The following is a 20134-nucleotide window of genomic DNA, read 5'->3' as shown; positions in this document are numbered from 1 at the left end:
CGATCCAATGCCACTGTATCCATCTCCTATCCACATGCAGCGTTTCGAGTCGCTCCGATGTACCGGTCACCGAGGTAAAAAGCGTCGCGTGCCGCGATCGCTGTTACAGACCCTTCGACCTCAAAAAATCCGCGACGAAAGTCACCGCCTGCGGGTTGCGTGGGCCTTCGACGAGCGCCGCGTAGGGAAGGGCCGTGATGTTGTTCTCGCGGACCGCGGTCGTACCCGACATCAGCGGATGTTGCCGTAGCTGTTCGATTTTCGCCTCGACGGTCTCCCCCGCGCCCGAGTTGTAATCGACGATGACGATCGCCTGCGGGTCGCGCTGAGCCGCGGCCTCCCAGGATGCGGTGGTCCACGAGTTGTCGATGTCGTCGAAGATGTTGCTGCCACCTGCTTCTCGGAAGATCTGCGATGGGGCCGCTGTACGGCCGGCGGTGAACGGTTCCGGGGTCGCACTGTCGAACAGGAACATTCGCGCCGGATCCTGCCCGGCCGGCCCTGTCGCGTTCGCTTCCGCAACTTGTTCGCGGTACCCGGCGACGAGACCGTCGGCGCGGTCACGGACGTCGAAGATATCGCCGAGATTCTCGATATCGGCATACAGCGCGTCGAGCGGATCCATGATTCCACGCTGCGTGGTGCCGGGTTGCCGACATGCCTCGGTGAGCTGATAAGGGGTGGCACCGATGCTGCGCACCCAGTCCGGTGTCAGACCCGTCGATTCCTTGTATCCGTAGTTCCAGCCGGCGAAGACGAAGTCCGGATTCGCGGCCTGGACCGCTTCACGGGTGAAGGTGTCCCCGATATCGGGTGTGGCCTCGAAATCGGCTTTCCAGGGCGAGGATTCGATGTCCCCGTCCTTCGATGCCTGCGCGGAGAAGCCGACGACTCGATCGGCCAAGCCGAGCGCGAACATCATCTCGGTGATTCCGGTGTCGTTGGTGACCACGCGCGTCGGAACACCATCGACGGTCAACGGCTCATCGCAGTTGGTGACGGTGACGGCCGCGCCGCCTGGTTCTGCTGCGGTCTCCACCTCTGCGCCGCAGGCGCTCAGCGCCAGGGTGGTGACGGCGATCAGCACCCAGGTCCGTCTCGGATGTGTCATCGATACTCCTTCTCGTCGAAAATGATCTGGGGGACGCCCAGTCGGGGGTGAGTGATGATGTGGCCACCGATCTCGAACCAGCGGCGCAGAACGTCGGCAGTGATGACCTCGGCGGGGGTGCCCGAGCACACCAGCCGCCCGGCACCGAGCACGAACAACTGGTCGCAGTACTGGGCTGCGAGGTTGAGATCATGCAGGGCAGCGACGACGGTGACGCCGAGCTTTTTCGCGGCGGAGAGCACGGCATATTGATGGTGGACGTCGAGATGGTTGGTCGGCTCGTCCAGTACCAGCACCTTCGGTTCCTGCGCGAACGCACGTGCGATGAGGACTCGTTGCCGCTCCCCGCCGGACAGTGAGAGAAAGCTCCGCTCCGACAGATGTTGCGCGTCGGCGAGCAGCATCGCCTCCCGGCAGACGAGGTGATCGAGTGCCCGATCACGCGAGAATGCGCGTCCGTGGGGAAGTCGGCCGGTCGCGACCACTTCGGCAGCGGAGAAGTCGAATTGCAGGGGCGAATCCTGGGTGAGCGCAGCCACCTGCAGAGCGTTCACGCGCATGCTGACAGCAAGGTTGTCGACGCCATCGACCCGCACCGCCCCTGCCGACGGGGTCAACGCCCGGTAGAGGCACCTCAGAAGTGTCGATTTTCCGCTGCCATTGGGTCCTACGATCCCGACGAAGTGTCCCGACGGGATCGACACGGTGACGTCGTGCACGATCGTGGCACCATCGATGGTGACGTCGACGGCGTCGTACTCGACGCGCATCAGTCAGACCCCATCAGGGCACCGCGACGGCGCATCAGCAGCACGAACACCGGGACTCCGACCGCCGCGGTGATCGCGCCGAGCGGAAGTTCCTGCGGAGGCACCAACGTTCGAGCAAGAAGGTCGGCGCTGACCAGAAAAACCGATCCAAGGACCGGGGTCACCACGATCAACCGAGTATGGTCTGCACCGACAAGCATCCGGGCGACATGCGGGACAACCAGACCGACGAATCCGACTGCGCCGCAGATGGATACGAAACATCCGGTCATCGCCGCCGCGACGACGAACAACAGCAGCCGAAACCTCGAGGCGTCGAGGCCGAGAGCGGCGCTGACTTCATCGCCCATCGACAATGCGTTGAGTCGTCGCGCGCAGACGGCGATGATCACCAAACCCACTACGGTGACGACAGCCGCGAGCGGGACCATCTGCCAGGTTGCCGCCGACAGGCTTCCGAGGAGCCAGAACATGACACTTCGTGCGCCATCGCCGTGGGGTGCGAGGAAAACCAGAACAGTGGTGATGGCCGAGAAGCCGTACCCGAGAGCAGTTCCGGTGAGAACCAGCCGCAGAGGAACGAGCCCCGCCGCAGATCTGGCCATGAGGTACACCAGCAACGTCGCAGCCAACGCACCGACGAACGCGGCGGTGGAGAGGGCGTAGATTCCGAGGGCACCGAACGTTCCGAACAACACCACCGAGGTCGCGCCGACGGACGCACCGGAGGATATCCCCAGCACGTACGGGTCCGCGAGGGCATTGCGCACCATCGCCTGAACCACCAGCCCTACGGCGCTGAGGCCGCCGCCGATGAGAATGGCCAGCAGCACCCGAGGCAGGCGTGAATCGACGATGATGCGGTAGTTGGGTACATCGTCCGTAGCGATGGTGCCACCGGTTATCTCTGCCCACGCGATGTGGCCGACCTCGCGCCACGGGATATGTGCGGTGCCGAGCATCAACGCGATCACCGACACCGCTACCAACACCAGGAGGGCGGTCGCGGTCAGAGCAGTCACCGACATTCGGCGCATCTCGCTGGCACGTTCCTTGCAGGTCGTCGACGTCAGGCGTGGCGGCTCTCATGACACGAGCGCAGACGACGACGACAGACCTGTCCCAACACGGTCTGCATCTCGTCGACCATGTCCCACGGAGTCGACAAGCGACCGCACCGGTGGTGCGGCCGCGTTGGCAGGTCTTCGGACTCGTGAACACGTCACCGGATGCTCCCGATGACAACCTAATAGCGGTCGCTTCCCGAGCCCGGTGGGCTCAGTGCTGTTGACCGCGGTCGTTTCCACATACCGCTGCGGGGCAGTTCCGGATTCACACCGGATTCCCTCTTGCGATCCGACGAACCTCACCGAGAGGGCCGCCGGAAACCAACGCAGCGCGACTGTAACACCACCACTGTCGTCGATGATTCGACCTACGACAGTGGACCGATGCACCTCTCGAACAATGCCGATCGTCGAGGGTGTCAGTCGTGGCGGTGTTCCGCGCCCATGATGTCGTGCAGGATCCGGTGCACGATCGCGTCGGCGACTACCCGGTAGTGCACCGTCCGGCCCGACTTCGTGGTCTCGACCCACCCTCGGGCCCTGAGGGCGCGGAGCGATTGCGACGCCGCGTTCTCGGTGATGCCCACGGCGGCAGCGAGTTCGGCGACACTGGCACCGGATTTCTCGTGCATGTAGCTGACCAGGCGCAGCCGTGTCGGATCGGACAGGACGGCAAAGCGGGTCGACCATTCCTCGATGTCGTCGCTATCGGTCATCGATTCTCCCGCGCTGCTGGTTCCCAATGCTGCTGCTACGCTACGGCACGCAATATGTGTCTTCCTGGACACATATCTCGATCGAGCATGAACCCGGGAGCAGTCCGTGACACCGTCCATCCACCGCATTCTGGGTTCAGCCGTTGCCCTCGCCCTCGCCGCCGCGGGATGCGCGTCACCATCCGACGAGGGCTCCGGCGGGGCGATCGTGCTGGCCGACAGCCAGGAACTCGGCGGGTTCAGTCCGATATCCGGCTACGGCGCACTCGGCGTCTCCCCGGTCTACGAGGGGTTGCTTCGACCCGACGCCGATTCCGACTCCGCACTTCCCGATCTCGTTCCGTCCCTGGCCGACTCGGTCCCGACGAATAGTGCACCGCGGCAGTGGCGAGTGGCGTTGCGTGCGGACGTCGCATTCTCGGACGGCACCGACTTCGACTCCGCGGACGTAGTGTCCACCTACGAGGCAGTGAAGGATCCCAGCGTCGCATCCGAGATCTCGACCGATTTCGATCCGATCGTCGATGTCGTCGCTGATGGATCCCATGCCGTGGTGATAACGATGACCACCGACGCGGATCCGTCGCCGTACCTCCTGCTCGGCATCGCTCCGTCGGAGCAGGTCGAGCAGGCACCCGCGGCCGACTGGGTACTGAACACCGAGCCGGTCGGAACCGGGCCGTACATATTGGACAGCCTGCGCGCAGATCAGGCCGTGTTCACCGCACGTGAGGACTACTGGGGCGAGGCTCCGCAGGTAACGCGACTGGTGATCACCTACACCCCGGACGACAACACCCGAGTGCAACGCGTCGCCACGGGCGAGGTTTCCGGCACGTCACTGCCTCCGACCGCCGTTGCCGCGCTCGACGGAAACGACGACGTGAAGACAATCGGCGTGAAATCTGCTGATTGGCGCGGGGTCTCGCTTCCGGCGGGCAACGCGTTCACATCCGACCTCCAAGCCCGGATCGCGATGAATCTCGCCGTCGACCGCAGGGGCATGGTCGACGACGTTCTCGGTGGATACGGTCGCCCCGCGAGCACACCGGTGGCCGATGTCTACGGCGACGCCTACGAGCCGACAGCCGTGTTCCCGTTCGACCTTTCCACCGCCGAGTCCACCCTCGACGCCGCCGGGTGGCGCGTCGGTGCAGGCGGTGTACGCCAGAAAAACGGTGCCACAGCGTCGTTCGAGCTTCTCTACAACGCCCAGGATTCCGTGCGGAGAGATCTTGCGGTGGCCTTCGCCGCCGCCATGCAACCCGTCGGCATCGACGTCCGGCCCCGAGGAACCGGGTGGGACGAAATCGAGACCCGCCTCGGCGACTCGGCAGTGCTGCTCGGCGGCGGCGACACCCCGTACAGCATCGACTCGCAGGTGTTCGACACCCTGCACACCCGCGTCGACGACTCCTCGCCCTATGCCAACCCCGGCAACTTCACCGCGCCAGGTCTCGACGATGCACTGCAGCAGGCACGCGATTCCGCGTCCGGACCGGAGAACGACGCTCGATACCGGCTGATCCAGCAGCTCTACGTGGAGCAGCCGTCCTCGGTGTTCCTCACGTTCCTCGACCACGCTTACGCGTATCGCGATCTCGGCTGGAACCAGAGCCCTCCCATTCTCGAACCGCACTCGCACGGCGTCTCGTGGGGTCCATGGTGGCACCTGGCGGCGTGGACACGTGCGCAGTAGAACTCGAGCCCGGACAGTGGGCCGAATCCTCGCCGTCCGTACCGGTATCGCGATCCCGACCGTCGTCCTGGTCTCGGCGGCCATGTTCGCACTGGCATCGCTATCGCCTCTTGATCCGCTCGCCGCGTACCTCGGTGACAGTTACCAGAGTGCGACTCTGTCGCAGCGGCAGCAACTTCGAGACGCCTACGGAACGGAGACACCCTGGTACGCCGCATGGTGGACCTGGCTGACCGACCTACTGCACGGCGACCTCGGATGGTCCTCGACCCAGTCCCTCCCGGTATCGACGGTTCTTACCGAACGTATGCCCTTCACTCTCGGACTGTCCACTCTCGCCCTGCTTCTGGCCACCGTGACCGCCGTCGTGCTGGGTTCGTCGGCCGGGATGCGCCGCGGCGGAATTCTCGATCGGGCGTGCTCGGTCCTGTCCACGACCTTCGCGGCCGTGCCGCCGTTCGTCGTATCGCTGGTTCTGGTCTCGGTGTTCGCAGTGACCTTCCGGTGGTTTCCCACCTCCGGCGCACGGGCACCGGGCACCACGTACTCGGCCGCGGGGATCGCCGCGCATGCCGTGCTCCCGCTCGTCGCGCTGACCGTCTCGCAGATCCCATGGCTTCTTCTGTCCATGCGGGCTGCGGTAGTCGACTCGGCCGACTCCGATGCGGTGCGCGCGGCACGGGCGCGCGGGATCTACGGGTGGGCTCTGCTGCGTGGGCACGTGCTGCCGACGTCGGTGGCTCCGACACTGGCTCTGCTCGGCACCCGACTAGCCGAGCTGATCGCGGGTGCTGCGATTGTCGAGACCGTGTTCGGGTGGCCAGGGATGGCCGAGGCGCTGGTGCAATCAGCTGCGGCACTGGACTTCCCATTGATGGCGGCGACCACGACCGCCGCGGCCCTCGCCGTTCTGCTGGGATCGGCATTGTCCGACGCAACGACCGCCGCGATCGACCCCCGAGTGCGGATCGCTGCATGACCGCCCCAGACGATGAACTCGACTATCGGCGTCGCTACATCCCGGACTCGCCGTGGTTCGTGGTTCTCGCCATCACACTCGTCGCACTGCTGATCCCGATGATCGCCGGTCGGCAGACTGCGGACTTCGCATCCGCACTACTGCCGCCGAGCGCCTCGAGCCTGCTGGGCACCGATCACTCCGGATACGACATACTCACCAGAACAGCAGAGGGACTGCGAATCTCGCTGTTGATCGCAGCACTTTGTGCGGTGATCGCGTGCGCTCTCGGAGTGGCCATCGGGGTGACCTCGGCGGCTGCCGGCGGATGGTTCGATGCCGTTGTCATGCGCGTAGTCGATACGGTCAACGCCCTCCCCCACCTGGTGCTGGGTATCGTCATCGCGGCGCTGTGGCGAGGTGAGCCACTTGCCGTGGTGGCGTCGATCTCGTTGACGCACTGGCCCTCCGTCGCCCGGATAGTGCGGGCAGAGGTCTTGGCGACGGCAGATTCCGGGTGGGTTCGCACCTCCCGCCTGGCCGGCGCGTCCCGATGGTTCGTGGCACACAGACACCTGGCACCGACGGTAGGTGGGCAGATTCTGGTGGCGCTGGCGATGCTGATCCCGCACGCCATTTGGCACGAATCGACGCTGTCGTTCCTCGGTGTCGGCCTGTCACCCGATCGTGCGAGCCTTGGCACGCTGCTCGGGCAGGCCCGCGGCGATGTGATGCTCGGCGCATGGTGGACACTCGCCGTTCCGGCCACGGCGCTCGTGGTGACGGCACTCGCGTTCACGCTGGGACTGTCGATGCTGCGACGCCGACTCACTCCACCCGGGGGTTCGGTGTGGTGACCGCAGCGAGACTTCGCGAATACACCGTGGACGTCGACTCACGCGGTCGTGGAGGCCCTCTCGTTCGCACACTGGATACGGTCGATCTCGACGTCGACTCCGGCCGAGTCACCGCCCTCGTCGGCGAATCGGGTTGCGGCAAATCTCTGGTTGCGGCCGCACTGTGCGGGCTGCTGCCGCCGGGGTCACACACGACCGGGACTCTCGACATAGCCGGACGCGCGGTGCCTACCGAGGCCGACTGGCGACTACTCCGCGGGCACCGCATCGGGCTGATTCCGCAGTCGCCCGCTACCTCGTTCACACCCGTGCGCACTGTCGGCTCCCAGCTCGCCGAGGTCGTGCGAACCCTGGGAAGCCGAAACACCCTGTCGGAGTTGTTGGATCGTGTGGCACTCCCACTATCGACCGCGCGGCTGTACCCGCACGAATTGTCCGGCGGGATGGCGCAGCGTGCCGCGATCGCGGCGGCGCTCGCCGGGTCACCGGATCTGGTGATTGCGGACGAGCCGACATCGGCACTCGATCCAGCTCTGGCAGAACAGGTCTGGGCACTGTTGAGCGACATCGCGGCAGACGGTCGAGCCGTGCTGATCGTCACGCACGATCTGACCTCGATGATGCGCTCCGGTACCTGTGGAACCATCGCCGTGATGAGAGCGGGGACGACGGTCCTCCAGGCCACACCGGCGACAGTCCTGTCGCATGACGACGACTACGTCCGCGCTCTCTTCGAGGGCGTGACGATATGATCGAAGCTCGGAACGTGACCGTGACGTTCGACGGAACTTTTGCCCTGCAACAGGTCTCGGTGACAGTCGCCCCCGGCGCGATCACGGGTATCACCGGCCCGTCCGGCGTCGGCAAGACGACACTGCTCGGGGTGCTCGCCGGGTTGGTGCAGCCACATACAGGCACCGTGACGTGGGATGCGCAGGCCCGGCCCTCGCGCGGATCGATCGCTCTCCTTGCTCAGCATCCGAGACTGGTGTGCAATCCGCGGTGGACCCTCGGCACGATCGTGGCCGAGCCCGCAGCGATTCACCGGGAGGCGATCGATGTCGAGGCCGTGTGCGACCGCGTCGGCCTCGATACTGCTCTGCTGCGGCGATTCCCGGCCCAGGTGAGCGATGGGCAACTCCAACGCGCATGCCTCGCGCGCATCCTCGTGCAACGTCCGATCTACATCTTGTGCGACGAGCCGACGTCCATGCTCGATCCGATCGCCACCCGCGACGTGATGCAACTGCTCACTGCACTCGCCGCAGACGGAGCCGGACTCGCTGTGGTCAGCCACGACCGAGCCGTCATCGACACCCTCGCGCCCGAACACCGCACGCAGCTCATCTGAGCCACATCGAGCCCGCCTGGCAAAGATGGCTGAACTTATCTGTCGATTTCCGACAGTGACCCGCGGCAGACGTGTTCGAACTGTCCTCCCCGCCGCTCAGGGTCAACCACGAGACGCAACGAGGTCAGCAGAGAGAGGCAAATTGAAGGAAGTACCTCGCGGACGCTGATGTGATCCGACGGTGCTGCCGGACTCAGTTGTGACAACCTCGTGACACCGAGACACCCCGCGAAGGCGACCACGCAGCACGACACCGGCCCTGAGCTGCAAGAATGCGAAGATCCGGCAACGAAGAACGTTCATCCCGCGCGGATCTGAAATCCGCTGTCTCGGTTGTCCACTCAAATCCGTGGTAGGTCACCGAAGTCCACGCTACCACCCGAAAAGCACTGTCCTGGTCCGAAAATCTGGATCCATATGGACTCTGGTGCCCCCAGTCGGACTCGAACCGACACTGTGCGAATTTTAAGTCCCTAGAACTGGATTCACCTGAACTACGCTGGACTCGATAATTGTTTATTTGCAATAGTTTTCGTTCATCGGCGTCCGGGGCAGTCCATGCCCGAACGTACCGACTTGTGACACTCTCGTGACACCGAGCTACCGCCGATGGCGGCCAGCGAATTGATACGAAGTTCGCTCGTCGATACCCCTGGCAGCTCTCCGGCGGGCAGCAACAACGCGTGGGAGTGGCCAGGGCTCTGGCCACCGATCCTCCGTTTCTGCTGATGGACGAGCCGTTCAGCGCAGTCGATCCCGTTGTACGAGAACAGCTCCAGGACGAATTCCTGCGTCTGCAGGCCGACATCTCCAAGACGATCGTCATGGTCACTCATGACATCGAAGAAGCCCTCAAACTCGGTGACCGTGTCGCAGTACTACGCCAGGGCGGAACGCTCGCCCAATTCGCCTCACCTGCAGACCTTCTCGAATCCCCTTCCGATACGTTCACCGCCAACTTCATCGGATCCGGGCGCGGATATCACGCTCTCGAATTCCACCGCCCGCCCACCGATCTGACATTCTCACCGGCACCGACCGTCACAGTCGGAGAACACATCGATCCCCTCGACGCCGCCGGTCGATGGATTCTCGTCGTCGACCAAAGTCAGCGACCAATGGGGTGGGTCGACGCACACGCAGTCGGGTCCGCAGTGGTCACACAAGACAATGTCAATCTCAGCGGCACCTTCGCCCGCAGGGACGGATCTCTGCGCGACTTGCTCAATTCTGCGCTGTCGAGCCCCAGCGGCCGGGGCGTGGTCGTCGGCGGTGACGGTGCGCTCGTAGGCACCGTCACCGATCACGATGTCATCGATGCGATCAGCCATGCCAGGAATGAGCAGCAGAGCGGTGCGACCGCATGAGCATGGACTGGGTTCTCGACAATCGCGATCGCATCATCGAGCTCGCCGTCAGCCATGTCTGGTTGACGCTCGTTCCCACAGTCCTGGGCTTACTGCTCGCACTACCGTTGGGCTGGTGGGCACACCGGTCGAAGCGTGGATATTCGATGATCGTCGGTACCGCCGGGCTGCTCTACACGATTCCGTCGTTGGCGCTGTTCATCTTGTTGCCGTCGTTCATCGGCACCAAGATCCTCGATCCGATCAATATCGTCATCGCCCTCACGATCTACACCATCGCATTGCTGGTACGAGTAGTGGCCGACGGGTTGGCCTCGGTTCCGTACGAGACCGTGTCGGCCGCCGAAGCCATGGGGTATCGGAAGTGGCAATCACTACTGATGGTCGAACTTCCCGTCGCTGTCCCGGTCATCGCCGCGGGCCTGCGGGTGGCGGTGGTATCGAACGTCTCCATCGTGACAATGGCTGCACTGCTGGGCATTTCGCAACTGGGAACCTTGTTCACCCAGGGCTTTCAGCTCCGTCTGTACGCACCGATGATCACCGGCATCGTGCTGTGCGTGATCCTGGCCTTGATCTTCGATGCGCTGATCATCTGGCTCGACACACTGGCCACTCCGTGGCGAGAAAAGACGGTGACGACATGAACCTTGCGAACTGGTTCACCGATTCCGCCAACTGGAGCGGATCGCGCGCGATACCCACCCAGATCGGCTACCACGTGCTGTATTCGGCGTTGGCCTTGTTGGCAGCCTGTGCGGTGGCCGTGCCCGCCGGCATCTACATCGGTTACACCGGCCGCGGCGAGACGGTCGTCGCGGGGCTGGCGAACGCGTTGCGCGCCCTGCCCACCCTCGGACTGCTGACACTGCTGTTCCTGATCATCGCGCCCATCGTCAGCGGCAACGCCGTGTATGTCCTTCCCACCATCGTCGTTCTCGTTCTGCTCGCCGTGCCGCCCATCCTCACCGGCACCTACGCCGGCATCCAGAACGCTGACCCCGGTGCCGTGGGAGCAGCACGCGCCATGGGATACACCCGGGTCCAAATCCTGCTCCACGTTCAACTGCCCTGCGCCTTACCGCTTCTGCTGTCCGGGATCCGAAGCGCGAGCCTGCAGATCGTCTCCACCGCTACAGTCGCCGCCTACCTGGGTTTGCAGGGGCTGGGCCGATTCGTACTCGACGGCCGCGCCCAAGGCGACTTCTCACAGATGGCCGGAGGGGCGCTGCTTGTCGCGATCCTCGCGCTGATCATCGAGCTGTCGTTCTCGGCGCTCAGCCGCGCGGCGGTCTCCCCCGGCCTACGGCGTGCGGTCGACTCCCGCACTGCCACGAAGGTTTCTACCGCCGGCTGACTTCATCTTCATCGACCGTCATATCCATTCACTGCTCGCCCCTCACAACCCGATCCCATTCGAAAGCAGAGTTCATCATGAAAAAGTACAAGATCGGCCTCGCATCGGCCGTGGCCCTCACCGCGGTACTGACCCTCTCCGCCTGCAGCAGTGGGGATCCACTCGCGGGAGAAACCGACACCGCCGGCTCGGCAGGGTCCACGGTCGTCATCGGATCGGCTGACTTCACCGAGAATCAACTCGTCGCCACCATCTACTCTCAGGCTCTCTCCGCGGCCGGAGTAGAGGTACGAGAGCAGTTCAACATCGGCAGCCGCGAAGTCTATATCGCCGCCCTGCAGGACTCTTCGATCGATCTGGTCCCGGAATACAACGGTGCCTTGCTCAAATACCTCGACCAGACCTCGACTGCCAGCACCACCGAAGCCGTCGATGCCGAACTCAACGGTAAGCTGCCCGAGGGCATTTCGATGCTCGACGCCTCCCCGGCGGAGAACAAGGACGTACTCGCCGTCACTCGCGCGACCGCCGAACAGTACAATCTGCGCACGATCTCCGATCTCGAAGCTGTTGCCGGTCAACTGAAGTTGGGTGGGCCGCCGGAGTGGGTCAACCGAGTCAACGGAGTCGTCGGTCTCCGTGACATATACGGTCTGAATTTCCAGGACTTCGTGACCCTCGACGCGGGTGGCACTCTGACGATGACCGCGTTGAACAGCGGCCAGATTCAGGTCGCAGACCTGTTCAGTACCGATCCAGGGCTCGTCGACAACGATCTGGTGGCACTCGAGGACGACAAGTCCTTGTTCGCCTCCGAGAACATCGTCCCGATCATCAAGACCGCCAAGTCCAGCGATGTCATCGCCGACACCCTGAACGCGGTCTCCGCAAAGCTGACCACCGACGATCTGATCTCCATGAATGCCGACGCCGCCACCGGCACCGCGCTCACCGATATTGCGCAGAAGTGGTTGGCCGACAACGGAGTGTCGTGAATCCTCCATCACTCGGCTCTGCTCTTCCTCGCTCCGATCTTCTAAGGACCCCCACGATGTCGATCACCTCAGGCCCCCGCCCCGTACGTGCTGCGCGCGGAACCGAACTCACGTGCAAAGGCTGGCAGCAAGAAGCCGTCCTTCGAATGCTGATGAACAACCTCGACCCCGAAGTCGCCGAACACCCCGACGACCTGGTGGTCTACGGCGGAACGGGCCGCGCGGCCCGCAGCTGGCCGGCCTTCGACGCCCTCGTGCGCACCTTGCGCTCCCTCGAGGACGACGAAACGATGCTCGTTCAGTCCGGCAAACCGGTCGGTGTGTTCCGCACCAACGTCTGGGCCCCACGGGTGCTGATCGCCAACTCGAATCTGGTGGGCGACTGGGCAAATTGGGAGCAGTTCCGCGCCCTGGAGGCCGATGGTTTGACCATGTACGGCCAGATGACTGCCGGATCGTGGATCTACATCGGCACCCAAGGCATCCTTCAGGGAACCTACGAGACCTTCGGTGCCATCGCGAAGAAGCGCTTCGGCGGCACCCTCGTAGGAACCATCACGCTCACCGGTGGTGTCGGAGGGATGGGTGGCGCGCAGCCGCTTGCTGTGACGATGAACGACGGCGTCGCCATCTGCGTCGACGTCGACGCCACTCGCATAGACCGGCGCATCGCCAAGCGCTACCTCGACGTCAGGGCTCGCGACCTCGACCATGCCCTCGAACTCGCGATCGACGCACGCGATAGCAAGAAGGCGTTGTCTATCGGCCTCGTAGGCAATGCCGCGGAGGTCTTCCCGGCCCTGCTCGAACGGAATGCACCGATCGACATCGTGACCGATCAGACGTCCGCGCACGATCCACTGTCCTATCTGCCGATCGGCATCGACCTCGAGGACATGAAGAAGATGGCGGACAAGGACCCTGCCTACTTCACCGAACAGGCGCAGGATTCGATGGCGAAACATGTCGCAGCGATGGTCGGATTCCTCGACAAGGGTGCCGAGGTCTTCGACTACGGCAACTCGATTCGCGACGAGGCCCGCAAGGCCGGCTACGACCGCGCTTTCGACTTCCCCGGGTTCGTCCCGGCCTATATCCGTCCCCAGTTCGAGGAAAGCCTCGGACCGTTCCGCTGGGCGGCGTTGTCCGGCGACCCGAAAGACATCGCCGCCACCGACAAAGCCATCCTCGAGCTCTTCCCCGACAACGAGCACCTCGCTCGGTGGATCACCATGGCCGGTGAGCGCGTCGAATTCGAGGGGCTGCCCGCCCGCATCTGTTGGCTCGGTTACGGCGAACGCCATCGCGCCGGACTGCGATTCAACGAGATGGTCGCCAACGGTGAAGTCTCCGCTCCGATCGTCATCGGGCGTGATCACCTCGATTCCGGATCCGTCGCATCGCCGTACCGCGAAACCGAAGCCATGATCGACGGTTCCGATGCCATCGCCGACTGGCCGCTGCTCAATGCCCTGCTCAACACCGCATCCGGTGCGTCCTGGGTGTCGATCCATCACGGCGGCGGCGTCGGAATGGGCCGCTCGATCCACGCCGGTCAGGTCAGCGTCGCAGACGGAACCGAGCTGGCCGCACAGAAACTGGAACGAGTCCTGACCAACGACCCCGGAATGGGCGTCATCCGCCACGCCGACGCCGGATACGAACACGCCACCGCGATCGCCGCCGAACGCGGAGTGCGAATTCCGATGCAGGAGAACTGATGACGTCATTCGACTCACTGTGGGCAAGCATCCTCGATGTGGGACAGAACCAGAACACCCGCGGGTACCGCCGATATGCATGGTCCGATGCGGACCTGACTCTCCGTGAGTGGTTCCGAGGCTGCGCTAGGACGCGATCCATGGACGTCGAGGAAGACCGCAACGGCAACCTGTGGGCCTGGTGGATGCCACCAGGATGGACCGGCGACCCCGTCGGAGCATTCGTCACCGGATCCCATCTCGATTCGGTTCCCGACGGCGGTGCCTACGATGGCCCACTCGGGGTGGTCTCTGCCTTCGCTGCCGTCGACATACTGCGCGCACGCGGCATCGTCCCGAAGGTGCCGATCGCGGTAGCAGCGTTTTCCGACGAAGAAGGCGCTCGGTTCGGTGTCGCTTGTGTCGGTTCGCAATTGAGCACCGGTGCACTCGCCGCCGAACGCGCGTTAGCACTGCGCGACCTCGACGGCATCACCCTTGCCGAGGCGATGGTCAAGGCCGGGCGCAGCACCGAGCACATGGGTGTCGACCGGTCGTTGACCGACAGGGTGGGTGTCTACGTCGAATTACACGTCGAGCAGGGCCGAGCACTCGACCTTGTGGACCGCCCGCTTGCGGTGGCCTCCACCATCTGGCCGCACGGCCGATGGGAGTTCGTTTTCGACGGCGAAGCCAACCACGCCGGAGCGACACGACTCGTCGACCGCCGTGACCCGATGCTTGCTTTTGCCTCCTCGGTTCACTCGGCTCGGAACTCGGCGCAGCTGCACAACGCGGTCGCCACGTTCGGCAAAGTCATCGTCTCCCCCAACGGAGCAAATGCCATCCCGTCTCGAATCCGCGCGTGGCTCGACGCACGAGCTGCGGACGAGGGGACACTGACGGAGCTGGTCGCCGACATCACCTCACACGCACGAGCCCACGCGGCCGGCGACCGGATCGACCTCGATGTCACTGCCGAGTCGATCACCCCCATCGTCGAATTCCCCGATGAGCCGAGGCATCGACTGCAGAAAGCGCTGGCCCATCTCGGCGAGATTCCGGTGCTGCCCACTCAGGCAGGCCACGATGCAGGGATCCTGGCGGCGCAGGTACCTACGGCGATGCTGTTCGTACGCAACCCGACCGGGGTGTCGCACTCCCCCGAGGAGTTCGCCGAGGCCGACGATTGCAACATCGGTGCGCAGGCACTCGCGGAGGCGATGATCGAATGGGTGCACTGATGCCCGACCCCACGCACACCGGTTCGACGTGGTGGTGCGAACATGCCTGGCTCGGCGATGACACCATCTCGAGCAGCGTCATGATCAGCGTAGCCGGCGGCCGAATCACCTCCATCGCACCGAACACACACCCGCCGCGATCCGCACGCGTGCTGAAGGGACTGGTTGTACCCGGGATGGCCAACGCGCATTCCCATGCTTTCCACCGGGCCCTGCGCGGCCGCACGCAACGCGATCGCGGCACGTTCTGGACATGGCGCGACCTGATGTATCGCACCGCAGACCGCCTCGATCCCGACAGCTACCGGCTCCTCGCCCGCGGGGTCTACGCCGAGATGGCACTTGCCGGAATCACCGCGGTCGGTGAATTCCACTATCTGCACCACGGCCCGAACGGTAGGCCCTACGCAGATCCCAATGCCATGGGCAAAGCTCTCGTGGACGGTGCCGCCGACGCGGGGGTTCGTCTGACCCTGCTCGACACCTGCTATTTGAGTTCCGGTGTCGATGGCGCACCCCTCGCGCCCGGCCCGCAACAGCGTTTCGGTGACGGTTCCGGGGACGCCTGGGCGGGAAGAACCGAATCCTTGCGACAAGATCTGTCGGAGCGCACCGATGTGATCGTCGGTGCGGCAGTTCATTCGGTACGTGGTGTTCCACGGGAGCACATTCCAGCTGTGGTCGAATGGTCCAATTCCCACGCAGCTCCGCTGCATGTGCATTCCTCGGAGCAGACTGCGGAAGTCGATCAGTGCATCGCGGTGCACGGTTGCACCCCGACCGCTCTACTGCGCGACGTCGGAGCCCTGGGCCCACGGACAACGGCGGTGCACGCTACCCATCTCACCGACGCCGACCTCGCCGACCTCGATCGCACCGCAACCGGAGTATGTTTCTGCCCCACCACCGAACGCGATCTCGGGGACGGAATCGGTCCGGCACCGCAGCTGCTCGACTCCGCTGGCCTGTTCAGTCTCGGATCCGACTCACACGCAGTGATCGACCTGTTCGAGGAGGCCAGAGCGGTCGAGCTCGACGAACGCCTCGCCCGCCGCGAACGAGGTGTCTTCACAGCATCACGGCTGCTCGGTGCAGCGACCACCGACGGACAACACGCGCTGGGATGGACCGATGCCGGCCGAATCAGCGTCGGTGAGCGGGCCGATTTCGTTGCCGTGGATCTCGGCTCGATCCGGACCGCAGGCTGCGGACCGACCCTCGAAACCGCCGTGTTCGCAGCCACGGCCACCGATGTCACCGACGTCGTCATCGACGGCCGCCACATCGTCGCCGACAGACGACATCACTCGATCGACGATCCGGCCGGAGAACTGGGACAGTGCATCTCGGCATTGATGGACACCGGCGCACCACAGAAGGAGCCGGCACGATGACAGTTCTCTACACCGGTATCGGCGAATTGATCACCAACGACGCGGGCCGAGGAGATGGCACCGCACTGGGCACCATCGATGACGCCGCCATCGTCGTCGACGGGGACACCATCGCCTGGATCGGACCCAGCTCGCAGGCACCCGCCGCCGACTCACGCATCGACTTCGGTGGCTCGGCGGTGATCCCGGGGTTCGTGGACAGTCACGCCCACCTGGTGTTCGCCGGTGAACGATCCGCTGAGTTCGCTGCACGGATGAGCGGCGAGCCCTACGGAGCCGGAGGTATTGCCACGACCGTTTCCGCCACCCGTTCCGCGTCCGACAGCGACCTCCTGAGCCGAGTCCGAAAATTGGCGCGTGAACTCGCTGGCGGCGGAGTGACCACATTCGAAACCAAGAGTGGATACGGCTTGACCGTCGCCGACGAAGTGCGCTCACTCGAGGTCGCCGGGCACGTGACCAGAGAGCGAACCTTCCTCGGCGCGCACGTGGTACCGAACGAGTATCGACACGACCGCGATGCCTACGTCGACCTCGTGCGCGGACCTATGCTCGACGCTTGCGCTGCACACGCGAAATGGATCGACGTCTTCTGCGACCGCGGTGCATTCTCCGTCGATGAGGCCCGCACCATCCTCGACGCCGGAACTGCGGCCGGGCTCATTCCCCGACTTCACGCAGGACAGCTCGAACTCGGCGGCGGAATACAACTGGCTGTCGAGCTGGAAGCAGCCTCGGTCGATCACTGCACGTACACTTCCGACGCCGATGTCGAGGCGCTGGCGGCAGCATCGAGCACCACTGTCGCCACTCTGCTACCCGGTGCCGAGTTCTCCACCCGCGCGACGTGGCCCGATGCGCGAACCCTGCTCGATGCGGGTGCAACCGTGGCGCTGGCCACGGACTGCAACCCCCGGAGCTCCTACACCTCCAGCATGGCGTTCTGCATTGCCGTCGCTGTTCGCGACATGCACTTCACACCTGCGCAGGCACTGTGGTCGGCGACTGCAGGCGGTGCGGCAGCACTGCGGCGAGACGATATCGGAGTGCTGTCGGTGGGACGCAGAGCGGACTTTCTGCGGCTCGATGCCCCGTCCTACATTCACCTCGCATACAGACCAGGGGTTCCCTGATCGAGGACGTTGTCGCCGGCGGGGTTCACCACCGGCAGCAACCGAGCAGGTCCAGCCAGAACACGGTGACTTCGGGTCGACCGTCATGATCGGCTATGCAGATCTGCGGGCCGGGGCTCCACTGATTCGGACCACGCGTAGCCAGCGCGTTCCGCAGCTGTGGGCCAACGAGCGAGGTACGACGACAGTCGTTGTCGAAACTGAGAATTGGCGAATCAGCATTGCGGACGAACCCACCACATCGTCCTTCTCGATGATCGCCGACTTCGACCGCATCTTCATCCCGATCGGCAATCAGCCGATCGAACTGCGCGACGACCCCGCCCATCCCGACCGACACGAGGTCGGCTTCGACGCGGGACGGACGCAGATTGTGCATCCACTTCAGTGCTTCGCGTTCCCCGGTGAATGGGCACCACGATGCCGCGTCGGCGCACCGACCCGTGCGCTCAACATCATGACCCGCCGACACCACGCCGAAGTACAAGTTCATGTCGGTACCGGTCTCGCCGAGTTCGATGCCGGTACGACGCGGATATTCGTACACGCAGATTCCGAGGACACCCTGATTGCACCACCCCACACTCACCTTCCGAACCAGCCGCAACACGCGCAAACAATCTCGATATCCATCACATCAGCCCCCGAACACTCCACTTCTTAAACGCGGGAGAGTCTTTTCGATCGACAGATCATCTCCTATTCGATCGGTCGGTCCCCGACGACGGAGTTCACCAACCGTTTCCTCCGGGTTGCGTTGGGCACGCTCGGCGAACAGGAGAAATCGATCGCCTGCAGCTTCATATTTTCCTCGGTCGGCGCGTCGGACGGCGGTGCGGTGATACCGCGAGGCATCACGTCTTGGATCGAAAGGCCCTTGCCCCCTTCGTCGTACGCGAGGGAGGCCTCGGGGCCATAGAAGACCGATGGGCCGTAGAAGCCGCAGTCACCCTCGATGTCACCTTTGCCAAGGCATTGTCATGGTCGGCGAGGACGCACGAATGGTCCTGGCAGCTTCCTCCATGCCGAGAACAGGGGTGGGCGCACGTAGGCGCTCGCCCCCTGTTCTCTGCTCTGGTGTTGCTGCCGAGTATCAGGCGGGAATTGGAGTCCCGCGGTGGATCTCGTCGAGCTCGCGCGGTCGTGCTTCGGTGCCGGTGCTCGGATCCTTGTGGAAACGGCCACCTTTCATAATGCCGACGATTTTGGACTGATCCTGCAGAACTGTGATGTCCTCGAGCGGATCACCGTCGATGAGGATCAGGTCGGCATAGAAACCGGGCGCAACCTGACCGAGATCATCGGCCATACGCATGATCTGCCCACCCAGCGCTGTTGCCGCGAGCAACGTCTCCTTGGTGGTGTAGCCGAGAAGGTTGACGAAGTGCGCGAGATCGCGGGCGTACGTGCCGTGCGGTGTCCACGCAAATCCGTAGTCACCACCGGGTAGAACACGGATACCGCGCTCCTTCATCTTCTTCAACCCCTCGATAGCGCATTCGAGTTCGTGCTTGTACCCCGCTGCTTCGGCGGCCTCCGGTGGGTAGCCGAACGCGGCTGCATCCTCCAACGTAGCTACGAGCCAATTTAATCCGGGTGCGACGAATACTCGGTCCTTCTGCTCTTCGAGCATATCGAGACCTTCCTCGTCGATGAACGAGGCGTGGTAGATGATGTCGACACCGTTGCGCAATGACATCTTCACCGATTCACCCGAACGCGCATGGGAGCAGACACGGAGCCCGCGGCGATGAGCTTCGGTGACAGCAGCGAGGGTCTCTTCGTCGGAGAAGTAGTTGTCCTCCGCGTGCTGATTGCCGGTGATCTCCTCACCGGACATCGACAACTTGACCAGATCCGCGCCCATTTCCACGTTGCGACGTACCTGTTTGCGCATTTCCTCGGGTCCGTCGGCGAAGGCGGTGATGCCATCGACCAACGCACCACCGGTAACGGCGATCTCCTGACAGTTCGCCAGGTAACGCGGACCGGGGATCTGACCGTCGTTGATGGCGTTGCGTATCACCACGTCCAGGCGCGGCTTTGCTGCAGCGGCACCGACGCACATGGTGTAGCCGGAATCGATGTACGTCTGGGCAGAGCGAGCGCACAGCAACGTGTGTTCCTCGACGCCCATGGTGCCGAGCCCGGGCAGATCAGCGGAGTTGACCCAGGAGAAGTGGGTGTGTGCATCGCAGAGTCCGGACATCAGGAACTTGCCCTGCCCGTCGACGACCCGCGCGCCCTCGTGCGGTAGATCGCCGGTACCCTTGCGGACCTCGACGATACGTTCGCCGTGAACGAGGACCTCGCCCTCGAACGGGTCGGAACCGGAAGAATCGAAAATTCGTACGTTGGTGAAGAGAACTGCCTGATCCGTGGACGGTGACGACGTCATTGTCGGATCTCCTTTCT

At 63.9% G+C, this 20134-nt stretch carries 19 protein-coding genes and 1 riboswitch; of the genes, 14 read left to right on the top strand and 5 right to left on the bottom strand.

The features are described 5' to 3' along the window. Nucleotides 1–103: 103 nt before the first annotated feature. From CH275_RS20895 to CH275_RS20880, 4 genes are all read right to left on the bottom strand, one after another. Complete coding sequence (locus CH275_RS20895; protein ID WP_094680133.1) at nucleotides 104–1111, bottom strand: ABC transporter substrate-binding protein; 1008 nt, start codon at nucleotides 1109–1111, stop codon at nucleotides 104–106. Continuing rightward, a complete protein-coding gene (locus CH275_RS20890; protein ID WP_094680132.1) occupies nucleotides 1108–1881 on the bottom strand; it encodes an ABC transporter ATP-binding protein in 774 nt (257 codons plus the stop codon). The genes CH275_RS20895 and CH275_RS20890 overlap by 4 nt, the downstream gene beginning before the upstream one ends. Continuing rightward, nucleotides 1881–2909 carry a FecCD family ABC transporter permease gene (locus tag CH275_RS20885; protein ID WP_256991159.1) on the bottom strand — a complete coding sequence of 343 codons (1029 nt, stop codon included), beginning with the start codon at nucleotides 2907–2909 and terminating at the stop codon, nucleotides 1881–1883. The genes CH275_RS20890 and CH275_RS20885 overlap by 1 nt, the downstream gene beginning before the upstream one ends. Before the next feature lie 151 nt (nucleotides 2910–3060). Continuing rightward, a riboswitch (cobalamin riboswitch) is annotated at nucleotides 3061–3289 on the bottom strand. Between the two features lie 78 nt (nucleotides 3290–3367). Continuing rightward, nucleotides 3368–3664 (bottom strand): ArsR/SmtB family transcription factor, encoded by a 297-nt coding sequence (locus CH275_RS20880; protein WP_032403715.1) that lies wholly within the window; start codon nucleotides 3662–3664, stop codon nucleotides 3368–3370. Nucleotides 3665–3770: 106 nt separating this feature from the next. On the opposite strand from CH275_RS20880, the gene CH275_RS20875 reads away from it, so the two are divergent. The 14 genes from CH275_RS20875 to CH275_RS20810 all read left to right on the top strand — a co-directional run bounded on the left by CH275_RS20875 (nucleotide 3771) and on the right by CH275_RS20810 (nucleotide 18383). Beyond that, the gene (locus CH275_RS20875) at nucleotides 3771–5363 is read left to right on the top strand and encodes an ABC transporter substrate-binding protein (RefSeq protein ID WP_256991140.1); all 1593 of its coding nucleotides are present in this window, start codon (nucleotides 3771–3773) and stop codon (nucleotides 5361–5363) included. After that, nucleotides 5353–6342 (top strand): ABC transporter permease, encoded by a 990-nt coding sequence (locus tag CH275_RS20870; protein WP_256991139.1) that lies wholly within the window; start codon nucleotides 5353–5355, stop codon nucleotides 6340–6342. Before CH275_RS20875 ends, CH275_RS20870 begins: the two co-directional genes overlap by 11 nt. Beyond that, nucleotides 6339–7178, top strand: coding sequence for an ABC transporter permease (locus tag CH275_RS20865; RefSeq protein ID WP_094680130.1), 840 nt, complete (start codon nucleotides 6339–6341; stop codon nucleotides 7176–7178). Before CH275_RS20870 ends, CH275_RS20865 begins: the two co-directional genes overlap by 4 nt. Then, a complete protein-coding gene (locus CH275_RS20860; protein WP_373453727.1) occupies nucleotides 7175–7930 on the top strand; it encodes an ATP-binding cassette domain-containing protein in 756 nt (251 codons plus the stop codon). The genes CH275_RS20865 and CH275_RS20860 overlap by 4 nt, the downstream gene beginning before the upstream one ends. Then, nucleotides 7927–8529, top strand: a complete 603-nt coding sequence (locus tag CH275_RS20855; RefSeq protein WP_094680128.1) for an ABC transporter ATP-binding protein — start codon at nucleotides 7927–7929, stop codon at nucleotides 8527–8529. Before CH275_RS20860 ends, CH275_RS20855 begins: the two co-directional genes overlap by 4 nt. A 623-nt stretch (nucleotides 8530–9152) precedes the next feature. Further along, nucleotides 9153–9896 (top strand): ATP-binding cassette domain-containing protein, encoded by a 744-nt coding sequence (locus CH275_RS20850; protein ID WP_094680127.1) that lies wholly within the window; start codon nucleotides 9153–9155, stop codon nucleotides 9894–9896. Next, nucleotides 9893–10543 (top strand): ABC transporter permease, encoded by a 651-nt coding sequence (locus CH275_RS20845; RefSeq protein WP_179276254.1) that lies wholly within the window; start codon nucleotides 9893–9895, stop codon nucleotides 10541–10543. The genes CH275_RS20850 and CH275_RS20845 overlap by 4 nt, the downstream gene beginning before the upstream one ends. Next, nucleotides 10540–11253, top strand: coding sequence for an ABC transporter permease (locus CH275_RS20840; protein ID WP_094680125.1), 714 nt, complete (start codon nucleotides 10540–10542; stop codon nucleotides 11251–11253). Before CH275_RS20845 ends, CH275_RS20840 begins: the two co-directional genes overlap by 4 nt. Nucleotides 11254–11330: 77 nt before the next feature. Next, nucleotides 11331–12248 (top strand): ABC transporter substrate-binding protein, encoded by a 918-nt coding sequence (locus CH275_RS20835; protein WP_094680124.1) that lies wholly within the window; start codon nucleotides 11331–11333, stop codon nucleotides 12246–12248. Nucleotides 12249–12304: 56 nt separating this feature from the next. Continuing rightward, a complete protein-coding gene (gene hutU / locus CH275_RS20830; RefSeq protein WP_094680123.1) occupies nucleotides 12305–13969 on the top strand; it encodes a urocanate hydratase in 1665 nt (554 codons plus the stop codon). Further along, nucleotides 13969–15192, top strand: a complete 1224-nt coding sequence (locus CH275_RS20825) for an allantoate amidohydrolase (protein ID WP_094680122.1) — start codon at nucleotides 13969–13971, stop codon at nucleotides 15190–15192. The genes hutU and CH275_RS20825 overlap by 1 nt, the downstream gene beginning before the upstream one ends. Beyond that, nucleotides 15180–16586: a formimidoylglutamate deiminase gene (locus CH275_RS20820; protein ID WP_256991138.1), complete on the top strand. Its 1407-nt coding sequence runs from the start codon at nucleotides 15180–15182 to the stop codon at nucleotides 16584–16586. Before CH275_RS20825 ends, CH275_RS20820 begins: the two co-directional genes overlap by 13 nt. Further along, a complete protein-coding gene (hutI, locus tag CH275_RS20815; protein WP_094680121.1) occupies nucleotides 16583–17719 on the top strand; it encodes an imidazolonepropionase in 1137 nt (378 codons plus the stop codon). The genes CH275_RS20820 and hutI overlap by 4 nt, the downstream gene beginning before the upstream one ends. An 85-nt stretch (nucleotides 17720–17804) precedes the next feature. Further along, nucleotides 17805–18383: a HutD family protein gene (locus CH275_RS20810; RefSeq protein ID WP_094680120.1), complete on the top strand. Its 579-nt coding sequence runs from the start codon at nucleotides 17805–17807 to the stop codon at nucleotides 18381–18383. A 429-nt stretch (nucleotides 18384–18812) separates the two neighbouring features. On the opposite strand, the gene CH275_RS20800 is transcribed toward CH275_RS20810, so the two are convergent. Next, nucleotides 18813–20117: a metal-dependent hydrolase family protein gene (locus CH275_RS20800; protein ID WP_094680119.1), complete on the bottom strand. Its 1305-nt coding sequence runs from the start codon at nucleotides 20115–20117 to the stop codon at nucleotides 18813–18815. Nucleotides 20118–20134: the final 17 nt, after the last annotated feature.

Origin of the sequence: Rhodococcus sp. 06-235-1A (genome assembly GCF_002258785.1) — a bacterium.
Classification (GTDB): domain Bacteria; phylum Actinomycetota; class Actinomycetes; order Mycobacteriales; family Mycobacteriaceae; genus Rhodococcoides.
Note: the sequence above shows the minus strand (reverse complement) of the source record. Positions and strands in the feature narration are given on the sequence as shown.